This is a genomic window from Paenibacillus durus ATCC 35681, assembly GCF_000993825.1.
Lineage (GTDB): Bacteria > Bacillota > Bacilli > Paenibacillales > Paenibacillaceae > Paenibacillus_AQ > Paenibacillus_AQ durus_B.
This window is the reverse complement of sequence record NZ_CP011114.1, coordinates 3,906,342-3,925,589: the sequence shown is the minus strand read 5'-3', so window position 1 is coordinate 3,925,589 and position 19,248 is coordinate 3,906,342. Positions and strand designations below refer to the sequence as shown.

The following is a 19,248-nucleotide window of genomic DNA, read 5'->3' as shown; positions in this document are numbered from 1 at the left end:
GCCTTACATTGGAGTAGACGGACCAAGTTGATAACAGGAGGCTTACCGATATTGCATAATATTTATAATTTCCCCCTTGTTTCCGCCCTAATCTCTATGATCTTAGCCCAAGTTATCAAGGTTCCCTTGAATCTGTTCCTTGGCAGAACCTGGAATCCGGCGCTGGCTTTTAGTACAGGAGGAATGCCCAGCTCGCATTCTGCGGCTGCCGCTTCTCTGGCGACGTCTATAGGAATTATGAATGGATTGGATTCCTCTCTATTTGCCATTGCCGCGGTCGTGTGTGCGATTACAATGTACGACGCAGCAGGTATTCGGCGTCATGCAGGGCTGCATGCCGCTCTATTAAACCGTATAACTCAAAACCTTTCGCAGATAACGAGGGATAAGACACCGGCGGCACATCTCAAGGAGCTTCTTGGGCATCGTCCTCTTGAAGTGCTGGTCGGACTGGTGCTAGGCGTGGTAATCAGCTTTGTTTTGTACTACATTATCTTATGATAAGAACGTCCTGGAAACAAAAAGAGGTAGGGTGATTGATCATATATGTCCATTCGTTTGAAATTTCTGCTGTCGTACGCGGCAATGCTGGTGGTACCATTGCTTCTGCTTATTATAACAGCCATGCTAATGACAGTCGTCTATCAGGGAGATGTGCAAAGCCTTAAAAGTATTTATGAGAGTAAATTTGAACGATTAGAAGAGCACGAAACAAGCAATCTCATCAAACATACCTTCATGCAAAATACAGATTTACTCACGGATACCGTTTTTCTGAACGATTTATCGGCAGATCTGCTCAAAAAAAATACCTCTCTATATATCCGCTCTGAGAACACGGTACTATATGCCTCAGACGATCTTCTGCTTAAACAGGGGTTAACCGATAATTTTCCGGGTTTCAAACAAGCGGGATCTCATTATGAACCTTTTCAACAGAAATACAACAATGAATGGTATCAGATCGCCCAATTTGATTTATTATCCAATGATTTAGGACCGGTAAGTATTTTCCTAGTGAGCAAAATTGATCCGTTGGTTTATTCCTTGAGGACTTTTTTTCCAATTTTGTCTCAGTCCACAGTAGTCGTTCTCTTGCTGACGCATATTCTGCTTACTACCTATATGTCGAGAACAATTATCCGTCCTTTGCTTGAACTGCGAAAAGCGGCGAAGCGGGTGACCGAGGGGGATTTGAATTTCCAGGTGAAGATTAGCGGCAAAGATGAACTGGGACAGCTTGGGATGGCCTTTGAAGAGATGAGGTCCAAACTTCAGCAGTCTATTCTTGTCCAGCAGCAATATGAAACGAACCGCAAAGAGCTGATCACGAATATTTCCCATGATTTAAAGACGCCAATCACTGCTATTAAAGGCTATGTGGATGGGATATTGGAAGGTGTGGCTGATTCGCCGGAAAAAAATGAAAAATACATGCGTACGATTGCCGCTAAGGCCGGTGAAATGGATCACCTGATTGATGAATTGTTTCTGTACTCGAAGCTGGACATGCAGAAGCTGCCGTTTTCTTTTGAGTCTGTACCTATTCTGCCTTTCCTGAATGATTGGGTGGAGGAGCTGAAGTTGGATCTGGAAAAGCAGAAGGTAGATCTGCACATCGCGATGAATGGCGAGGAGGCAGCTCGGGTATCTGTAGACCGCGATTCGTTTAAACGTGTGCTTGGCAATATCATTCAGAACAGTCTGAAGTATATGGATAAGCCTGAAAGGAGAATCACCATCCATACCTGGATAGAGGCGCAAAACTTCACACTGGCCATTGGAGATAACGGACCGGGTATTCCTCCGGAAGCGGCCGAGCATATTTTCGAACGATTTTACCGGGCAGAGCAGTCCAGAAATACGAATACCGGCGGCAGCGGCCTCGGTCTTGCCATCGCTAAGCAGATCATTACGGAGCATGGAGGAGCTATCTATGCGGACACCAAGGAAGGCGAGGGAACGGTGATTCGTATTGTTTTACCGATTGAGGAAGGAGGCGCAGGAGAATGAAGCGAACGATACTGATTGTAGAAGATGAGCCTTCAATTGCCGAGCTCCAGCGGGATTACCTGGAGATGAACGGATATCAAACTGAAATCGCCATAAATGGAGAACACGGCTTGGAGCTTGGTCTTAGCGGCAAATTCGAGTTAATCGTGCTGGATGTCATGCTGCCCAAGCTGAATGGCTTCGAGGTATGTAAAAGAATTCGCGACGAGTTGGATATTCCCATCCTTATGGTTACCGCCAGACGGGAGGATATTGACATTGTGCGCGGGCTGGGTCTTGGTGCGGATGATTATATGACCAAACCCTTTAAGCCCGCGGAACTGGTCGCCAGAGTAAAAGCCCATTTGTCTCGTTATGACCGTCTGAAGGGGCGTGGATCATCCACGAATGAACTGGAAATCAGGGGATTAAGGCTTAATCCTGACTCCCGCCGTGCTTTTATCAGGGATGTGGAGGTTACGCTGACAACCAAGGAATTTGATCTGCTTTATTTTCTGGCGCTGCACCCCAATCATGTATTCAGCAAGGATCAGCTCTTTGAAAGATTATGGGGGGTTGACTCTTTGGGAGATACTCAGACGGTAACCGTGCACATCCGCAAGCTCCGGGAAAAAATCGAAGAGGATTCAGCCAATCCGTTATACATTGAGACTCTTTGGGGTGCCGGATATCGTTTTCGTTCCTGAATTTTGTAAAAAGGTCTTAAGTCAACGCCAAGGGGGAGAAGGCATGGAAAGCATAGCCAAGCTAACTGGAGTGAGTAAAGAATTCCGAAACGGCAGGGGCATTAGCGGTGTGGATTTGATGCTGCAAAAAGGTGATATATACGGATTGCTTGGACCCAATGGTGCCGGCAAAACAACACTTCTGAAAATGCTGACCGGCCTGATTTCTCCGAGCTTTGGAAGCATTTCATTGTTTGGAGAAGATCTCGGGCAATCTTTTTCATCGAGTATGAGGAAGGTAGGCTGCATGATCGAATCGGCTGATTTTTACGATTATGTTACAGCGGGCCAATATCTGAAGCTGAATGCCAACTTTTATCCGGATATCCGGCCGCAGCGGATTGCTGAGGTGCTTGAGGCGGTTGGTCTTGCCTCTTTTGCCAAAGAAAAAATAAGGCACTACTCCACCGGCATGAAGCAAAAGCTTGCAATGGCCTCGTCCATCCTGCATAACCCGGAACTCGTGATCTGGGATGAGCCGACAAACGGACTGGATGTCGAAGGAGTGGTTCATTTTCGCGGTCTGGTTAAACAATTATCGGCTGAACAGGGGATCACCTTCCTGATTTCCAGCCACATGATTCATGAATTGGAGCAGCTTTGCAACAGAGTAGGCATTTTGCATCAAGGCGTTCTGGTTCGTGAAGGAAATGTGCAGGAACTGCTGACGGACAATATATCCCTGGAACAGTATTACATTGCCGAACTACAAAAAGGAAAGGAGCTGATGGAAAATGGACGGCTTGAGAGCAGGCCTTAAAAACGAATTGCAGCTTATGATTTATCGCAAAAAAACAATGTTCTTCTTCCTAGTTTCCGTCTTAATTCCAGTTCTGCTAATCTTGTTATTCCATGCTCTTCACCCTGTTCTGGGGCTGATTGCGGTCAGTCCTTCCTATCCGGTTCAAATGCTGGAGATCTACACGGTATTCTTAATTCCCTTGTTCATGTTTGTGGAGATTGCCGATTTATTTCCGCAGGAAATTTCATCACGCACATTGAAACTGGCGCTGCTGCGGCCTATAACGAGATTAGGCGCTTATTTGGCTAAATTTCTTGCCCTCGGTGTGGCAATCGGCGCATTGCTGCTGCTCTTGGGGACGGTAAGCACACTGTGCAATATTTTATTCGGAATTCCGGGTACGGGAAGTATAGACATCTTCGGATTGCTAAAAGCTTACGCAGCAGCTTTCCTGTCTATGCTGTCGCTTGCAGCCTTGTTCATATTCATCGCTCAATTTTTTCGCAGCGCCGGCGGATTTCTGGTATTTTCCATTCTGTTATACACCGGGGCCAAAACGGTTCCTTACTTTATAAACGGCTTCTCCTTTTTTTCCATAACATCATATACAGATTGGTATTCATTATGGTTAAGCCATACCGTCTCCACAGGCAGACTCGCCACCACATCCCTGTTCCTGCTATCCGGTTTGATTATGTTTTTAACGCTGGGCTATATCTTCTTTGATCGGAAGGAGGTTTAGCAGGGAATTGCTGTAAGATTCCATTCACTCTTTAAGTTAATGTAACTTAAGATTTTTTTAATAGTCACTTCATGGTAAATTTAGGATTATCACTTAGGATTAGCTTGTAAGATAAAACTAGAGTGAAGGGAAGATGCAAGGATGAAGAAGAAGTGGCTGTTGAGTGGAAGCGCAGTTGGAATTAGCGGTGCTATTATGTTAGCCACCGGTCTTACAGCGTTTGCGGGAACCTCAGGTTATGAAGATTATAAGGCTGCGCTAAAGAATACTGCACAGAATCTGGAAAGTGTTACTGTACAGGCTGATGCTGTCCTCAAGGACAACGGCACCCTGCTTAGCCAGGCACAGAGCAATTTGAAGGCAAGCCTGAAAAATGAAGCAGTGAGTGGAACAGTCAAGATTAACGGAAAGGTTGGTTCGCAGAACATCAGCGTCTACAGTCAGCCTGACGGAATAGTCTGGAAAAGCGATGCTTCGGATATTTATTATGTGAAGCAGGATAAGGCAGAGAAGAATGATCAGGAAGCAGGTAAAGAGACAAAGGATGCGGCTTGGCTTAGCAGTCAGGAAGAGACAGTAATTGATGCGCTGATCGGAAATTTAAAGAATGAAATCACTTCCACCTCAGAAAGTGACGGCTCCAAGAAAATTTCGCTTCAGCTTGAGAGCGCACAAATTCCGGCTGTTGTGCAAGCCCTCGCACCAGTTGCCTTCAAACATCTATCGAATCAGTCACAGTGGACTCGCCCTGGCGACAACGGGACGGCAGCGAAGGAAAGCGATCCGGGAGAGCTGTTTCACCAAAGTCTGTTTAACGCCAAGGACATTGCTCTGACGGATGGTGTGCAAATTCAAAGCATCAACCTGAATGCGGTGGTTAATCCAGCTAATGAAATTCAGCGCCAACAATTTGACATCACATTTACCGGCCAGGATGCCCAGGGAGTACCCCATACATTGACTGCAAGCCTGGACCTCCAGCTGTCTGCTTTTAATGGAACAACCCCTGATTCTATTGACTTAAGCGGTAAACAAGTGCAGCAAGTGAAGGACGATTATGAAGGCAGACACCACGAATAAACGAAGCGGAAATTAAAGATTTTATGGATTTCAAACGAGGCCGGTCAAGGGGTTCATCCTTGACCGGCTTCAGGCTGCCAGGAAAGTCTGGAACCGGAACAAGCAGCTTATGAAATACAGCCCTAGCGAGGTTAAGGCTTTATTTTTATGGAGTAGCAAATTTCCGTTCGGTTAAATCAGACTCCGGACCCAGATGAATTGACCGGTCGCTGATCGCCTCCACATCCTGATGGTCATGGGTGACGAACAGGCAGGTCATCTGCGCTTTCTTTAGAATGGCCCGCAGTTCGGAGCGGATCGCGTCCTTCAGCCCTGCATCCAGGTTGCTAAAGGGTTCGTCCATCAGCAGAACCTCCGGCTTCTGCGCCAGCGCCCGGGCGAGCGCCACCCTCTGCTGCTGTCCGCCGCTCAGCTCATGCGGGTAACGATCCTTGAATTCGCCCAGCTGGACAAGATCAAGCATGTCCTCCAGCCGCTTGGCCCGTTCTTTGCGGGGGAGACGGTGCAGGGCGAACTCGATATTTTTGCGGACGGTCATATGAGGGAACAGGGCGTAGTCCTGAAACACCATACCGACGCCCCGCCGCTCCGGCTGGATGTAGCAGCCCTCATTCACAACGGGAGCCCCGTTGATCTGAATCTCGCCGTCCGAAGGGATCTCCAGACCCGCAATCAGCCGCAGCAGCGTGCTTTTTCCGTTTCCGCTTGCGCCTACGATTCCGACGATATCCCCTTTTTCAATGGAACAGGAGAACCGGTCGATCACCGGGGACTTGCCCCGTCCATAAGAGAAGGATAAATTACGGATGTCTACGATACTCATTGCTCCCACCTCCTGTCTAAATAATGCATAACATAAACCGAGATCAAGCTGATGCCAATGATCAGCAAAGAGGGAATGGACGCCTCAAAAATCTGTTCATCGCTCGCATAACGGTAAGCTTTTGTCGCCAAAGTCTCGAAATTGAAGGGTCTAAGGATCAAGGCCAGCGGCAGCTCCTTGCAGATCTCCACAAAGGTCAAGAGGCACCCGCTCATCACCGCTCCCTTAATTAAAGGCAGATCCACCTTGAAAAAGGTTGCGGTCATTCCGTGCCCCAGCAGTCGGGACGCTTCCGTATATTTCCGGCCGATTTTCTCAAACCCGACTTCCACGGCGTTGTACCCCGTAGCCATAAACCGGATCACGTACCCCGCGATCAGCATCGCGATCGTTAGACTGAGCACCAGAGGGATTCCCCCGAGCGTGAGCTGATGATGGAAGGCCGCCCAGACTTTATCCAGCTTCAAAAAAACGACCAGCACACCGATGGCGATGATAGCCCCGGGCATCGAATATCCGGCGGTTACCGCCTTGGAAAGGACAAATGAAGCTGTGGAACGCGTCCGGTTCGCCCCGGCGGCAATCAGCGAAAAAATCATGATGATCAAGGTGGAGATGACAGCCACGAACAAGGTTTGATAGATCAGCCGGAACAATCCTGCGTTCCACATGCTGTCAAAGGTCCAGCCCGCCCATACGATTAATTGCAGAAGCGGGAACAAAAACGCCGCGCACCAAACGATCATACAGAACAGGCTAGCCGTCCACCCGCGAACTCCCGTTAAGCGCCTCGGTACAAGCGGCCTCGATTTACTCGTCGTCGAGCTGTAAGCGCGGCGTTTGCGCAGCAGCATTTCGACCAGGAACAAGCCGAGGACAATCATCATCAGCCAGGCGGCAAGGCGCATCGCCGAATCGGCGTCATACATCCCGAACCAGGTCTGGAAGATCGCCGTGGAGACGGTCTGTATGCCAAAATAGCTTGTGACCCCGTAATCGCTCAACACCTCAAAGATGACGAGGCTGATACTGCCCGCAATGGCCGGCCGGGACAAAGGAAGCGCGATCCGCAGGAATATCGACAGGCCGTTCCTTCCGAGCAGCCGGGCGTTCTCAATATATGAGGCGCTCTGTTTTTCCAGAAACGATTTGGTAATCAGATATACATAAGGAAATAAAAACAAGGTGAATACAAGGACCGCGCCCCGCATGGAGGAGACGGTAATAAGTTCCTGATTGGGAACAATTCCGAACCGGTTCCGAAGAGTGGTCTGGACAATGCCGGTGTAGCTGAACATCGTGCTGTATGTAAAGGCGGCGATGTATGGTGGAATGGCTAAAGGAAGAATCAGCGCCCACCTAAAGAACCGTTTTCCCGGAAAATCATAGACCGCCGTAAGCCAGGCCAGCGTTACCCCGAGCAATGCTGTCAGCACGGCAACCGTCAGCGTCAGCTGAACCGTCTGGGCGATATAATCTTTTACGAGGTACTGCCTGATTTGAACCCAATTGTCATTCGGCGGATTAAAGATCGAGAGCAGTACAAAAAGAATGGGCAGCAAAATAACTGCCGCCCCCGCCAAGCTTACGATTCGCCAACCGCTAAGGCGTCTTTTTATCTGTACCTTAACTGTGTTTAGATGCATATGTTATTTCCAGCCTGTTTTGTTCATGATTTCAATCGCTTTGGCATTATGAACGCCCAGTTTGTTGAAATCGATTTGCTGCGTTTTGAACGTTCCCCAGGATTTGAGCAGCTCGGGCAGCTCGGCTGTGGCATTCACAGGGAACTCGAAGTTTTCATTGGTAACCATCGTCTGCGCTTCGGTGCCGGTCAGGAATTCAATCAACTTGACGGCGTTTTCCTTGTTCTTGCTGTACTTGGTTACGCCTGCGCCGCTGATATTCACATGGGTGCCTGTTGTTTCCTGGTTCGGGAAGAAGACGCCGATGCTTTTGCCGACCTTCGCTTCTTCCGGATCATCCGAATTCATCAGCAGGCCCACGTAATAACTGTTCATCAATGCCACGTCCCCCACACCGGCGACAATCGCTTTGGCTTGATCGCGGTCGTTTCCTTCCGGAGTACGAGCCAGGTTCGCGACAAATCCTTTAGACCATTCTTCCGCTTTCGCTTCGCCGTTCAATTCAATGAACGAGGACAGCAGGGACTGGTTGTACAAGCTGGAGGATGGACGGACAAGCACTTTGCCTTTCCAGGCCGGGCTGGTCAGGTCTTCGTAGGTCGAGAGCTGCTCCGGCTTTACGCGATCCTTAGAGTAGACAATGACGCGGGCGCGGGTGGAGAGTCCAATCCACTGATTTTCCGGGTCGCGGAGTTCTTTCGGAACATTCTGGTCGATCGTTGCCGAAGTGACCGGCTGAAGCAGTCCAGCCTGCTTGGCATTGTTCAACACGCCGCCGTCTACCGTAAGGAACAGGTCGGCCTGCGTGCTTTCGCCTTCACGCTTCAGGCGCTCAATCAGTTCTTCCGCTTTGCCGTCAATCACGTTGACTTTGATTCCGGTTTCTTCCGTGAATTTCTTATACAGCAGCGCGTCCACATCATAGCTCCGTGCGGAATAAATATTGACCACTTGCTCCGCAGCCTGTGCGCTCGGCTTAGCCGTCGCTTCTGTATTCGCCGCACCACCGGCTTCACTCGCCTTGTCCGCTCCGCATCCGGCCAACAGACCGGCAGCAAGTACTCCCGTAAGCAATGGAGCAAAGAATTTACGCTTCACCATTTCCAAACATCCCCCTAGATAATGATTATTATTCTCAATTAGCAACATGATAACTTTAGTGCTTTCTTTATGTCAATAAGATTAACCTCAATTACTTCCGGAATTAATAATAGTGATTTTAAATAAGCACATTTTCGTCACAATCTCGCAATAGAGTTCCACATCCTGGGATTAGGGAGATATAGTTTACAATTTTGTTTCTACTTATTTTTCCATTATTAGTAGGTAGTACAAGATAAAAGTATGGAGAAACTATGTGATTTACATATAAAAAACAAAATTTATAAATAGGATTGACAGCCTTCTTTTTCATATATTAAAGTATTAATAGTTACAAAATATTAACTAGTTGCCGAATTTCGTTTTAGAAAACGGGGGAACCATTCCGGGTGAATTATTCTTGCAAGCAAGGGAGTATAGGGAACCTTTAACCGAACCCTCAGCTAACTCCGTAGGCACTGAAAGGGAGAACAACTCTGAAGAAAGTCATCGTATCGCTGTTAGCAGCCGCTGCTATCTTTACTTCCGCCGCACCCAGTACATATGCAAGTGAAGTTAAACTTGAAAGTGTCGTAAACCAAGTCGTGGGGACACCTTACCTTTATGGAGGGACTACTACTTCAGGGTTCGATTGTTCCGGATTCATCCTGTATGTATTAAAGAAATTTGATGTTGATGATCTGCCGCGCACTTCCCAGTCTCAAGCTCAGGTAGGAACTTCAGTAGCCAAAGAAGATCTGCGTGCCGGTGATTTGGTGTTTTTTAATACATTTGGCAGAGGGATTTCCCACGCAGGAATCTACATAGGTGATGGTCAATTTGCTCATTCCTCCAGCCGCAAGGGCGTAAGAATAAGCAAGCTGTCGGATGCATATTATCAAGACCGTTATGTTACCGCCCGCCGGGTGGTTGATGAGCAGAGTTATTCTAAGATGATTAGTGAATAGATAAAAATGAAGGACAAGCCCTTGGTATTTCACCGGGCTTGTCCTTTTTAAATTCCCCGCCCCGGGAATCCCGGTCTTGTTCAAGTTCCTGATTCTCCCGGTCACACTTCCCCGACAATCTCTCCGCAGCTTGAAAGATCATACCCGCCGAGCCCGCTTACTTCATGCTGGAATTCGGGCGACCGCAGAGTCGCGAGAAGCGCCTGGAAATGCGGCTTGTCCATATCCTCCTTGTAAAAGACGAGATCGTACCGCTCCTTCTTGAGCGGAATGAAATCGACGCCGGACACCTGCTGCGCCGCTTTCTCCGTTCCGATCCCCACATCGGCAATTCCCCTCGCGACGGCGCTGGCCACGGCGATATGGCTCATCTCTTCATGCCTGTAGCCCTGAATGGAATGGGCATCCGCGTTCATACTGCGCAGCCATTCGTCCAGCATGATGCGGGTTCCCGAACCTTTTTCCCGATTGGCCATGACGATTCCCGGTTCCAATAGACTCTCCCAGGAGCGCATATTCTTCGGGTTGCCGGGAGCGACATAGAATCCCTGATTGCGGAACACCAGATTAACGATGACGCACCGGTGCCCGGGCAGCAGTCTGCGGACATAAGGAGTATTGAATTCGTCGGTCTCTGCGTCCCATAAATGAGCGGCAGCGAGATTCGCAGTCCCCCGGTAAAGGGAGAGAAGTCCGTCAAGACTGCCCACATAGGAACGGAGGGAGCGGATGGAGGGATTTCTTTTTTCAATATGCCGGGAAAGCACGTCAAGGACAATATCCTGTCCGCATATGATGAGTCCGTGATTATCCAGAATAAGCTTCTCCATGGAAATCGCCGGCGCTTCGGGCTGATGCTTTGGAGCAGCACTGGACGGGCGGGTATAGGCCTCCAGGTCGGCGGGGGTAACCCGCAGCTTTTTTCCGATCCGGTAAGACGGAAGCTCTCCCCGTTTGATCAGGTCGTATACGGTGCCTTTGGATATTTTAAGGATTTTGGATACCTCTTCGGGTGAATAGGAAAGTGTGTTATCGGACATGTGGAATACATCACCTCGTCAATATTCGTTCATATCTTGCTCTTGTCAATCATTATAGGCTAGGATACACTTTTTTTAAATCTGGTTTTGTTATGTTTCGTGGCGTTTTGTTCGGTTTTGTGGGAGAGGAGCCGTTATTAATGAATGAAAAAGGGAAAAAATCACTGCTCGCCGTATTAACAGGAGCGCCAATCGGCTGTCTGGGCGGGTTAATCGGACTCGGCGGGGCGGAATTCCGCCTTCCAGTGCTGGTAGGATTGTTTAAATATTCGACGCGGCAGGCGGTTGCTTTCAATCTGGCCGTCAGCTTGATCACCCTGATCTCCTCGCTGGCTTTTCGTCTTCCTCAGGCTCCGATTAAGGAACTGACGGCCATCTTGCCGATCATTGCCTCTTTTATTGCCGGGGGGATGATTGGCGCTTACACGGGGGCGAACTACTCGAAGCGGCTGTCCGAACGGACGCTTGAGAAAGTCATTCTCATTCTGCTCGTTTCCATTGGCGTACTTCTTGTCGCGGAAGGCATCTCGCCGGTTGTCTCCAGCGGAATTGCGATGCCGCTGCCGGTTGCCGTGCTGGTGGGGATTGCTTTTGGGATAGGCATCGGGATTGTAAGCAGCTTGCTCGGGGTTGCCGGAGGGGAACTGATTATCCCAACTCTGCTGCTTGTGTTCGGGGTGGATATCAAGATAGCGGGGACCGCCAGCGTCCTGATTAGCCTGCCGACGGTGGTGATCGGGATGATCAGGCATGCTTCCAACGGGGCTTATGCAGAGAAAAAAGAATGGAAGGAACTGGTAGTTCCCATGGGGCTCGGTTCGATTTTGGGTTCGTTCATCGGCGGGCTCTTAATCGCTTACATCTCTTCCAGCCTGCTGAAATTGGTGCTGGGCTTCATACTGATTCTGTCTGCCATCAAGATGTTTACCAAAGCGCTCAAATCCGCACGGATAAGCACGGTTGCCGTTACGCCTCCCGCCGATGGGAAGCAATGATTTCCCGGACGCGCTTCAGCGTCTCCGCGAAATCCGTGCCGCCGTTATTCCACAGGACGGCGTCCGCAGGCTGCATATAGGCTTCGGTGAGCTCCTGCTCACGGGCCTTGCGCAGTCTGTTTGCCGTTTCGGCCGAGTCCCCGCCTCTTTCGGCCAGCCTTCTGGTCAGAGAGGCAAGGTCCGCGCCGATGTAGATCGCGAGGATATGCTCTTGGTAGCGCTCTTTCAGCGCAAGCACACCGGCAAGATCCAGGATGATATTGGCGTCCGCCGGACCGTTTATGGCTTCCTCGATGCTCGAACGCAGCGTTCCGTACCATTCTCCGTTATACTCGGTCCACTCGATCAGCTCGCCGCGCGCCATTTTCTCCCGGAAACTCTCTTTGTCCATGAACAGGTAATGTACACCGTCAATTTCATTCGCCCGCGCCGGGCGGGTGGTCGCCGTGATGATTCTGGGGAACCCGGGATTCGTGAGCTGCCGCTGAATTTCGGTTTTGCCGGAAGCGGATGGACCATACAGCACAACAATGCGTCCCAATACCAACACTCCTTTGTAGGGAAATGGATACAGAAAGTCGTAATCGGGTTAGTTATCCGCCGGACTGACAGACCAAACGGTTTATTCTTCCGGCGAAAGAAGCATTTCGATATGCGGAATTCCGTCTTCCAGGTAGACGTCCGACACCGGCTCGAAGCCGAAGGAGGCGTAGAAGTCTTGAAGGTAAGCCTGCGCATGGATCTTGACGCGGGTTTCCTGCAGGCTGTCTCTGACAAAAGCGAGCCCCCTGCCAAACAGCTCGCGTCCGAGGCCCGTTCCCCGGAGCTTCGGATCGACGATGAACCGGCCGACTGACGCTTCAGGATAAGCAACGCCCGGGGGCAGAATCCGGAGGTAGGCGACGATCTCGCCTTGATCCTCCAGGAACAGATGATGGCAGGCCGGGTCCTTGCCGTCCACTTCGGAATAGGGGCAGTTCTGTTCAACGACGAAAATATTGGTTCTTGCTTTCAAAATATTGTACAGCTCGAGATTGGACAGCTCGTCAAATGCTTTCAGATGCCAGTTCATCAACGCTCACCTCGTAAAGTCTTGGGATTTCAGGCCGCAGTTCAAAAATTGCCGCATCCGCTTCTGGCTTTCCGCTTCGGATCGGGTCATAATGGAACCAAGGATGTCTTAATGTCTATTAGTATAAAACTATTTTGTTGTATTTACAACAAAATATCAGAAATAGGAGCGTTGAAATGAGCGAGGTTTTACGTGAGATCGGGATGATTGCCAGAGCGTTCGACTCGATCAGTAATATCGAATTCAAGGAATTGGAGCTGACAAAGGGGCAATATTTGTATCTGGTCCGCATCTGCGAGCAGCCCGGGATCATCCAGGAGAAGCTGGCCGAGATGATCAAGGTGGACCGGACGACTGCGGCGCGCGCCATTGCCAAGCTGGAGCTTCAAGGGTTGATCGAGAAGCGCAGCGATCCGGACAACCGGAAAATCAAGAAGCTGTACCCAACCGCTAAAGGGGAAGAAGTGTATCCTTTTTTGAAAAGAGAAGCCGACTATTCCGACCAAACAGCCCTGGCGGGCTTGTCCGGCGAGGAAATCGAGACGCTGTACAAGCTCCTGAAGAGGGTAAGGCGGAACGTGGAACAGGACTGGGAATATGTAAAAAAAGGAAACAAGCGAAGCTATTAGGCTGCCCTCGCCAGCGCTTGCCCGCAGAGGAACAGCTAGGGGCGGGCGAGCAGCCTGTGCGGCAAAAATAAAGACGATGGCAGCCTCGCGTCCAAGCAAGCACCATCGCCTCCGTCCAAAAGGGAATCCTATTCTTCCTTCGGAATCAGTTCGAAAATTTCACCGGTTTCGAGAGCCACGATCAGCTTCAGCAGCCAGCGGTAATATTTCATCGCGTCCCCGATTTTGTTCTCGTCCTTAGTAAGCAGAGCAGCCAGCGCTTCATCCCCGGCGTACTCTTCTTTAATCGCCCGGATCTCGTTCAGAGATTTGGCTAGAGCGTTCATGTTGCTTTCCACCGCTTTTCTCCACTTAATCGAGAAATAATCACTGAAATTCTGGTACCAATCGGATGAGGCCTCGAATAAATCTTTCCGCGTTCCTTTCTCCCATACCTTATCAATCATTTTCAGATCAAGCAGCGTCCGCACACCGGTGCTCATGGACGTCTTGCTCATGCCCATCGATTTGCTCAGCTCGTCCAGCGTAACCGGACCCTGCTTGAAATACATATATCCGTACAAATGGCCGATGGACAGAGTCACGCCGTACAGATCCATGTTCTTGCCGATGGAATCGATGACGCGCTCGCGGGCCTTGCTGATTCTCTCTATTTGCTCGGGCGCGAGCCCTTCTAAATCATTCATGCCGTCTCCTCCTGCAGGAAGCTTTAAACTTTACAATCTCTCCTAGTGTATTGTAATCACTCCCCCTTATGAAGTAAAGAACCTGGTTCGGAACGGAATTTGGAGTAAAACAGAGTATTCTTTATGAAAAGTACGTAAAGTAAAAACTGTACGTTAAATTATAACGGTATATGCGCTTTGCTTCTCCTTCATGTCGTCCGTTAGACTATAACGAGTGAATTGACCCGGAAAAATACGGGAGAAGGAGGTCCATATGCCTATACTTGAAGTGAAGCAGCTTACGAAAATATTCGGTCAGGACGCCCGCAAAGGGCTTACGCTGCTGGAGCAGGGCTGGTCCAAGGAAAAAATCGCGAAGGAAGCCAAGCTGACGGTTGGAGTGAATCAGGCTGATTTTCATATTAAAGAAGGAGAAATTTTCGTCATTATGGGTTTGTCGGGCAGCGGCAAGTCGACGCTTGTCCGGCTGCTGAACCGGCTGATCGATCCAACGGCGGGGCAAGTCTTGTTCCGGGGGCGAGATGTGGTCAAGATGAATCCTGAAGAGCTTCGTCAGTTCCGCCGCAAAAATATCGGTATGGTGTTCCAGAAATTCGGCTTGTTCCCGCACCGGACGGTGCTCGGGAATGCCGAATACGGCCTGGAGGTGCAAGGTGTCGATAAAAAGAAACGCAGAGAGCTGGCGCAGCAGGCGCTGGAGCTGGTCGGCCTCGGCGGCTGGGAGAACCATCGTCCCGATCAGCTCAGCGGCGGGATGCAGCAGCGGGTCGGGCTGGCCCGGGGCCTTGCGAATGATCCGGACATTCTGCTGATGGATGAGGCGTTCAGCGCGCTTGATCCGCTGATCCGCAAGGATATGCAGCAGGAGCTTCTGGAGCTGCAGGACCGGGTGAAGAAGACGATTGTCTTCATTACGCATGATTTGGACGAAGCGCTGCGGATCGGCGACCGGATCGCCCTGATGAAGGACGGCGTTATTGTGCAGATCGGCACGCCGGAGGAAATTCTGATCCAGCCCGCCAACAAATATGTGGAGCGGTTCGTGGAGGATGTGGACTTGTCGAAGGTGCTGACAGCAGCCCATGTGATGAAGCAGCCGGAAATGATCCGGCCCGAACGCGGACCGCGCGTGGCGCTGCAGCTGATGCGCGACAGCGGCGTGTCCAGCCTGTATGTGGCCGACAAGGAGATGAAGCTGCTGGGCGTGATTACCGCCGATGACGCCGCGCGGGCGATTAAAGAGCAGCAGCCGATTGCGGATGTGATGCGGCGGGAAATCCCGCAGGTTCGACCTGAGGCGCTGCTGAATGAATTATTCGAGCTTATGGCGGAGTCGCACTTGCCGCTCGCCGTGGTCGATGAACATGACCGGCTGAAAGGTATTGTGATTAAGGGAGCTGTGCTGTCCGCCCTTGCGGGCAACGCGGTGCCGGAAGGAGGGCTTGCCTGATGAATATTCCGAAACTGCCGCTCGGCAGAATGGTGGAGAAGCTGGAGGAATGGCTGACGCTGTATTTCGGTCCGGTCTTTGATTTCATCCATTCCGTGATCGGAGGGATGGTAGAGGGGATTGAAACGCTCCTTACCTTTCTACCCGCACTGGTTGTTATTCTGCTAATAACGGCGCTTGCTTATTGGATTGGAAAATGGCGGCTTGCGCTGTTCGCGCTGATCGGGCTGCTGCTCATCGATAATCTCGGGCTGTGGGGGCCATCGATGCAGTCATTGGCGCTCGTGCTGGCGGCATCCGTGCTGGCCGTACTGATCGGCGTGCCCATCGGCATTCTATGCGCGCAGAGCGGGAAAGTAAAAAATATCGTCACGCCTGTTCTGGACTTCATGCAGACGATGCCCGCCTTCGTCTATTTGCTTCCGGCGGTGTCTTTTTTCTCGCTGGGCGTCGTTCCGGGTGTGATCGCTTCAATTATATTCGCGATTCCGCCGACGATTCGCCTGACGAATCTCGGCATCCGCCAGGTCTCTGCGGAGCTGGTTGAGGCCGCCGACGCATTCGGCTCGACACCGAAACAAAAGCTGTTCAAGCTGCAGCTTCCGATTGCCATGCCGACCATTATGGCCGGGATCAATCAGACGATCATGCTGTCTTTGTCGATGGTCGTCATCTCGTCCATGATCGGCGCGCAGGGAGTCGGTGCCTATGTGTACCGCGCCGTGTCGCAGGCCAACACCGGTGCCGGCTTCGAGGCGGGACTTGCGATTGTCGTACTCGCCATCCTGCTGGACCGCATGACGCAGAACGCGCTTAAAATTAAGCATAAATAGGAGGATTTACATTAATGAAGATGAGAAATCGCCGAAAGATTATGTCCATTACTCTGCCTTTGCTCCTGCTGGCCGCCGTTATGCTGGCAGGCTGCTCGTCCTCGGGGAGCGGCTCGCAAACCGTCAAGCTGGCTTACGTGGCCTGGGATTCCGAAATTGCCAGCACCTATGTCGTCAAGGAAGTGCTGGAGTCGAAGCTGAACAAGACGGTTGAGCTGCTTCAGGTTGACGCCGGTCCGATGTTCGCCGGGGTAGCGGGAGGAAGCGCTGACGCGATGGTTGCGGCCTGGCTGCCGAGCACGCATGCTTCCTATATTGAGAAATACGGAAAAGACCTGGAAGATTTGGGCGTGAATCTTGACGGAACAAAAATTGGACTGACGGTTCCGGCTTATATGAAAGTGGATTCGATTGAAGATCTGACTGACACAGCGGTCGCAGATTCGCTGGACCATAAAATTATCGGCATCGAGCCGGGCGCCGGCATTATGTCGGCCACGGAAAAAGCGCTGAAGGATTACAAGCTGGACGGCTATACGCTGGTGGAAAGCTCGTCGGCGCCGATGGCGCAGGAGCTGCAAAAGGCCTATGACGCCAACAAGCCGATTGTCGTCACCGGCTGGACGCCGCACTGGATGTTCGCAAATATGGACCTTAAATATCTGAACGATCCCAAAGGCGTATACGGCAGTGATGAACAGATTCACACATTGGTCCGTAAAGGTCTGAATGACGATCAGCCGGACGTTCACCGGTTCCTGGACCAGTTCCAGTGGACGCCAGAGGATATGGCGAAGGTCATGGTAGCCATTCAGGGCGGACAGTCTCCGGAGGAAGCGGCCAAGGCTTGGGTAGATGCCAACCCGGACAAAGTGAATGAATGGACGAAGGGTATAGAGTAAGCTTGTCTGACGGGATGCCCGGCGACAAGATGGAAGGCTGTTAAATAGAAGGGGATGTTCCAAAAAGCCGTGTGAACCGGCTGCGGGACATCCTTCTTTTTTGTACGGAATATGACCCTCATAGACCACACCCAGGATGTCAAACACCGTTTTCTTCTCGTATCGATGGAACTTGCGTCCATAAAAACACATAAGTTAATTCACAGGAACCGCACTACCAGAAAAAGGCCGGACTAATTGCTCCGATAACGTGCGGAGCTGTCGCGCCAGCGGAGAGGAAGTAGAGTAAACCACATGAATCATCCTGCCCGGAACCGTCTGTCCCAATCGCCGAATTTGAAAAGGAACGGATTCGTGGGACAAGATGGAGGGCAGGTTACCATATCCGTATAACGAATGAAAAAGACTCATTGTATCATAAATGAACGAACTGGGGATGAGGGTGTAGCCAAGCCCCATGCAGATAAGATTCAGCATCTCTCCCAGCAGTTGAATAAGTACAGGATCTGTAAGCTTCCGGATCGGAGAGCACGTGTAGAACAAGAAGCAAGTTATGTCTAACAGTCTGGGGTAATCGGTATACGAATCCGTAAACATTACATCCTCTTTCTTGGGAAGCAGCATCACCAGTTCCTCTTTATACATGGGGATAGATGCCAGATCGGTTCGGTAATGCCAATTTTGATTTTTTGAAGGATAGCTCATTTTTCCATATTAGGGTATAGTTTCATCTTGGCTTGATGGGCATGGGGTGGAACCAGCGAACGTGGCACCACCCGCAAAATGGACGCGGCGCAATATCGCCTCGGGCTTGCACGATGCGGTACCCGATGGGTCGAGACGAGAATGCTTTCCGCCTGCGACGCGAGCTGCCGGTTATTATCGTCGGCCAGGTGGGCTGTGTTAATCTTTCAGTTGGACTTTTTGGTTATTCTTGGAATTGCCTGCATAATCAAAAAGTGGTTCGCTAAGTTTGAATTCAAAGTCTTCTCTGTCAACTCTGCCAACAGTCATGTTGCTGTCATAAAGTTGCAAAAGAAAATGGGCCATTTCATCGCTTGTATGGTATTTACTAAACACGTTGTCATAGTCATACTCGCTCGTATTGTTGGCCACTTGTCCAAATTCGGTTTTGGTAGCCGCTGGTGCCAATACTTTAGCTTGTAATTTTGCATTGGCGGCTTTCAGTTCATGGGCCAACCCTTCAGTAAATGCACTGACATAAAACTTGGTAGCACAGTAGGTAACGGCCGTTGGCACGATTGTGTATCCACCAGCTGAAGATATATTGATTAATTGTGCGCCATCTACATCTTTATAATCACGTACATACAAGGACGAAAAGATAGTTAGGGCTTCCACGTTTAGGCGCAGCATGGTTTCAATCTTGTCCAAGTCTTGACCGGACACACTCTCATAGTTACCGAAACCTGCATTATTAATCCATGTTTCGATTTGATACGAATTTAACTCTCGATAGAGTTGATGGACGTTTTCACTGACAGATACATCCACTGCTTTTATCACAATATCCAGCTCAGGAGCTTCCTGCAAAATTTCTCTTTTCAGTTCGTTCAGATTGTGTTCACGGCGAGCAACAAGTATGATATTTTTCTTGCGTTTTGCGAAAGCCTTAGCTGTCGCGTAACCAATACCAGCGCTTGCTCCGGTAATAACTGTATATTTTCCTTGTGTACCCATATTAATCTTCCCCTTTCACTTGGCATACTGACCCCTAACCTATATTGCAATCATAATACTATTATGGATCAGCTTTGGCATCCTTATTATGCAACAAATGAAAAGACGAACGTTATCCCAT

At 50.2% G+C, this 19,248-nt stretch carries 20 protein-coding genes and 1 riboswitch; of the genes, 12 read left to right on the top strand and 8 right to left on the bottom strand.

Annotation, left to right across the window (positions count from 1 at the left end):
- The first annotated feature begins 51 nt into the window (after positions 1-51).
- The 6 genes from VK70_RS18280 to VK70_RS18255 all read left to right on the top strand — a co-directional run bounded on the left by VK70_RS18280 (position 52) and on the right by VK70_RS18255 (position 5,302).
- Positions 52-501, top strand: a complete 450-nt coding sequence (locus VK70_RS18280) for a divergent PAP2 family protein (RefSeq protein WP_025697924.1) — start codon at positions 52-54, stop codon at positions 499-501.
- Positions 502-546: 45 nt separating this feature from the next.
- Positions 547-2,013, top strand: a complete 1,467-nt coding sequence (locus tag VK70_RS18275) for a sensor histidine kinase (RefSeq protein WP_025697923.1) — start codon at positions 547-549, stop codon at positions 2,011-2,013.
- Entirely contained in the window at positions 2,010-2,699 is a 690-nt protein-coding gene (locus VK70_RS18270) for a response regulator transcription factor (RefSeq protein ID WP_025697922.1), read from the top strand. The genes VK70_RS18275 and VK70_RS18270 overlap by 4 nt, the downstream gene beginning before the upstream one ends.
- 43 nt (positions 2,700-2,742) lie before the next feature.
- Complete coding sequence (locus tag VK70_RS18265; RefSeq protein WP_025697921.1) at positions 2,743-3,498, top strand: ABC transporter ATP-binding protein; 756 nt, start codon at positions 2,743-2,745, stop codon at positions 3,496-3,498.
- The gene (locus tag VK70_RS18260; RefSeq protein WP_025697919.1) at positions 3,473-4,222 is read left to right on the top strand and encodes an ABC transporter permease; all 750 of its coding nucleotides are present in this window, start codon (positions 3,473-3,475) and stop codon (positions 4,220-4,222) included. The genes VK70_RS18265 and VK70_RS18260 overlap by 26 nt, the downstream gene beginning before the upstream one ends.
- Positions 4,223-4,363: 141 nt before the next feature.
- Positions 4,364-5,302 carry a hypothetical protein gene (locus VK70_RS18255; protein WP_025697917.1) on the top strand — a complete coding sequence of 313 codons (939 nt, stop codon included), beginning with the start codon at positions 4,364-4,366 and terminating at the stop codon, positions 5,300-5,302.
- Positions 5,303-5,447: 145 nt separating this feature from the next.
- Here the strand turns inward: VK70_RS18255 and VK70_RS18250 are convergent, their stop codons facing one another.
- Genes VK70_RS18250 through VK70_RS18240 form a run of 3 tightly spaced genes read right to left on the bottom strand, consistent with a single transcriptional unit; the run spans position 5,448 to position 8,872 of the window.
- Positions 5,448-6,125, bottom strand: a complete 678-nt coding sequence (locus VK70_RS18250) for an ABC transporter ATP-binding protein (protein WP_025697915.1) — start codon at positions 6,123-6,125, stop codon at positions 5,448-5,450.
- Positions 6,122-7,771, bottom strand: coding sequence for an ABC transporter permease (locus tag VK70_RS18245; protein WP_025697913.1), 1,650 nt, complete (start codon positions 7,769-7,771; stop codon positions 6,122-6,124). Before VK70_RS18245 ends, VK70_RS18250 begins: the two co-directional genes overlap by 4 nt.
- A 3-nt stretch (positions 7,772-7,774) precedes the next feature.
- The gene (locus VK70_RS18240) at positions 7,775-8,872 is read right to left on the bottom strand and encodes a Fe(3+) ABC transporter substrate-binding protein (protein WP_025697911.1); all 1,098 of its coding nucleotides are present in this window, start codon (positions 8,870-8,872) and stop codon (positions 7,775-7,777) included.
- Positions 8,873-9,212: 340 nt separating this feature from the next.
- Positions 9,213-9,346: riboswitch (cyclic di-AMP (ydaO/yuaA leader) on the top strand.
- A gap of 2 nt (positions 9,347-9,348) precedes the next feature.
- Here VK70_RS18240 and VK70_RS27340 point away from each other — a divergent pair.
- Positions 9,349-9,819: a C40 family peptidase gene (locus tag VK70_RS27340; protein WP_081754960.1), complete on the top strand. Its 471-nt coding sequence runs from the start codon at positions 9,349-9,351 to the stop codon at positions 9,817-9,819.
- Positions 9,820-9,920: 101 nt separating this feature from the next.
- Here VK70_RS27340 and VK70_RS18230 read toward each other — a convergent pair whose 3' ends face one another.
- Positions 9,921-10,859 (bottom strand): substrate-binding domain-containing protein, encoded by a 939-nt coding sequence (locus tag VK70_RS18230; protein WP_025697907.1) that lies wholly within the window; start codon positions 10,857-10,859, stop codon positions 9,921-9,923.
- A 140-nt stretch (positions 10,860-10,999) separates the two neighbouring features.
- Here VK70_RS18230 and VK70_RS18225 point away from each other — a divergent pair, with 140 nt between their 5' ends.
- Positions 11,000-11,854 carry a sulfite exporter TauE/SafE family protein gene (locus VK70_RS18225; RefSeq protein ID WP_025697906.1) on the top strand — a complete coding sequence of 285 codons (855 nt, stop codon included), beginning with the start codon at positions 11,000-11,002 and terminating at the stop codon, positions 11,852-11,854.
- On the opposite strand, the gene VK70_RS18220 is transcribed toward VK70_RS18225, so the two are convergent.
- A complete protein-coding gene (locus VK70_RS18220) occupies positions 11,826-12,395 on the bottom strand; it encodes a guanylate kinase (protein ID WP_025697904.1) in 570 nt (189 codons plus the stop codon). The two genes, VK70_RS18225 and VK70_RS18220, sit on opposite strands and share 29 nt — an antisense overlap.
- A gap of 81 nt (positions 12,396-12,476) precedes the next feature.
- Positions 12,477-12,926 (bottom strand): GNAT family N-acetyltransferase, encoded by a 450-nt coding sequence (locus VK70_RS18215; RefSeq protein ID WP_025697902.1) that lies wholly within the window; start codon positions 12,924-12,926, stop codon positions 12,477-12,479.
- 176 nt (positions 12,927-13,102) lie between these two features.
- Between VK70_RS18215 and VK70_RS18210 the strand changes: the two genes are divergently transcribed.
- Positions 13,103-13,555, top strand: a complete 453-nt coding sequence (locus VK70_RS18210) for a MarR family winged helix-turn-helix transcriptional regulator (protein WP_025697900.1) — start codon at positions 13,103-13,105, stop codon at positions 13,553-13,555.
- 128 nt (positions 13,556-13,683) lie between these two features.
- Here the strand turns inward: VK70_RS18210 and VK70_RS18205 are convergent, their stop codons facing one another.
- Entirely contained in the window at positions 13,684-14,241 is a 558-nt protein-coding gene (locus VK70_RS18205; protein ID WP_025697898.1) for a GbsR/MarR family transcriptional regulator, read from the bottom strand.
- A gap of 253 nt (positions 14,242-14,494) precedes the next feature.
- On the opposite strand from VK70_RS18205, the gene VK70_RS18200 reads away from it, so the two are divergent.
- From VK70_RS18200 to VK70_RS18190, 3 genes are read left to right on the top strand one after another with little or no spacing between them, the layout of a single operon-like run.
- Entirely contained in the window at positions 14,495-15,691 is a 1,197-nt protein-coding gene (locus VK70_RS18200; RefSeq protein ID WP_025697896.1) for a quaternary amine ABC transporter ATP-binding protein, read from the top strand.
- Positions 15,691-16,524 carry an ABC transporter permease gene (locus VK70_RS18195; protein ID WP_025697894.1) on the top strand — a complete coding sequence of 278 codons (834 nt, stop codon included), beginning with the start codon at positions 15,691-15,693 and terminating at the stop codon, positions 16,522-16,524. The genes VK70_RS18200 and VK70_RS18195 overlap by 1 nt, the downstream gene beginning before the upstream one ends.
- Before the next feature lie 20 nt (positions 16,525-16,544).
- Positions 16,545-17,426 carry a glycine betaine ABC transporter substrate-binding protein gene (locus tag VK70_RS18190; RefSeq protein WP_025697892.1) on the top strand — a complete coding sequence of 294 codons (882 nt, stop codon included), beginning with the start codon at positions 16,545-16,547 and terminating at the stop codon, positions 17,424-17,426.
- Between the two features lie 903 nt (positions 17,427-18,329).
- Here VK70_RS18190 and VK70_RS18180 read toward each other — a convergent pair.
- Complete coding sequence (locus VK70_RS18180) at positions 18,330-19,127, bottom strand: SDR family NAD(P)-dependent oxidoreductase (protein ID WP_046723615.1); 798 nt, start codon at positions 19,125-19,127, stop codon at positions 18,330-18,332.
- Positions 19,128-19,248 lie beyond the last annotated feature (121 nt).

What these genes read in the sequence shown, in the direction of transcription:
- VK70_RS18275 (WP_025697923.1), top strand. Translation starts at nt 547, where the DNA reads ATGTCCATTCGTTTGAAATTTCTGCTGTCGTACGCGGCAATGCTGGTG.
- VK70_RS18270 (WP_025697922.1), top strand. Translation starts at nt 2,010, where the DNA reads ATGAAGCGAACGATACTGATTGTAGAAGATGAGCCTTCAATTGCCGAG.
- VK70_RS18265 (WP_025697921.1), top strand. Translation starts at nt 2,743, where the DNA reads ATGGAAAGCATAGCCAAGCTAACTGGAGTGAGTAAAGAATTCCGAAAC.
- VK70_RS18260 (WP_025697919.1), top strand. Translation starts at nt 3,473, where the DNA reads ATGGACGGCTTGAGAGCAGGCCTTAAAAACGAATTGCAGCTTATGATT.
- VK70_RS18255 (WP_025697917.1), top strand. Translation starts at nt 4,364, where the DNA reads ATGAAGAAGAAGTGGCTGTTGAGTGGAAGCGCAGTTGGAATTAGCGGT.
- VK70_RS18250 (WP_025697915.1), bottom strand. Translation starts at nt 6,125, where the DNA reads ATGAGTATCGTAGACATCCGTAATTTATCCTTCTCTTATGGACGGGGC.
- VK70_RS18245 (WP_025697913.1), bottom strand. Translation starts at nt 7,771, where the DNA reads ATGCATCTAAACACAGTTAAGGTACAGATAAAAAGACGCCTTAGCGGT.
- VK70_RS18240 (WP_025697911.1), bottom strand. Translation starts at nt 8,872, where the DNA reads ATGGTGAAGCGTAAATTCTTTGCTCCATTGCTTACGGGAGTACTTGCT.
- VK70_RS18230 (WP_025697907.1), bottom strand. Translation starts at nt 10,859, where the DNA reads ATGTCCGATAACACACTTTCCTATTCACCCGAAGAGGTATCCAAAATC.
- VK70_RS18225 (WP_025697906.1), top strand. Translation starts at nt 11,000, where the DNA reads ATGAATGAAAAAGGGAAAAAATCACTGCTCGCCGTATTAACAGGAGCG.
- VK70_RS18215 (WP_025697902.1), bottom strand. Translation starts at nt 12,926, where the DNA reads ATGAACTGGCATCTGAAAGCATTTGACGAGCTGTCCAATCTCGAGCTG.
- VK70_RS18210 (WP_025697900.1), top strand. Translation starts at nt 13,103, where the DNA reads ATGAGCGAGGTTTTACGTGAGATCGGGATGATTGCCAGAGCGTTCGAC.
- VK70_RS18205 (WP_025697898.1), bottom strand. Translation starts at nt 14,241, where the DNA reads ATGAATGATTTAGAAGGGCTCGCGCCCGAGCAAATAGAGAGAATCAGC.
- VK70_RS18200 (WP_025697896.1), top strand. Translation starts at nt 14,495, where the DNA reads ATGCCTATACTTGAAGTGAAGCAGCTTACGAAAATATTCGGTCAGGAC.
- VK70_RS18195 (WP_025697894.1), top strand. Translation starts at nt 15,691, where the DNA reads ATGAATATTCCGAAACTGCCGCTCGGCAGAATGGTGGAGAAGCTGGAG.
- VK70_RS18190 (WP_025697892.1), top strand. Translation starts at nt 16,545, where the DNA reads ATGAGAAATCGCCGAAAGATTATGTCCATTACTCTGCCTTTGCTCCTG.
- VK70_RS18180 (WP_046723615.1), bottom strand. Translation starts at nt 19,127, where the DNA reads ATGGGTACACAAGGAAAATATACAGTTATTACCGGAGCAAGCGCTGGT.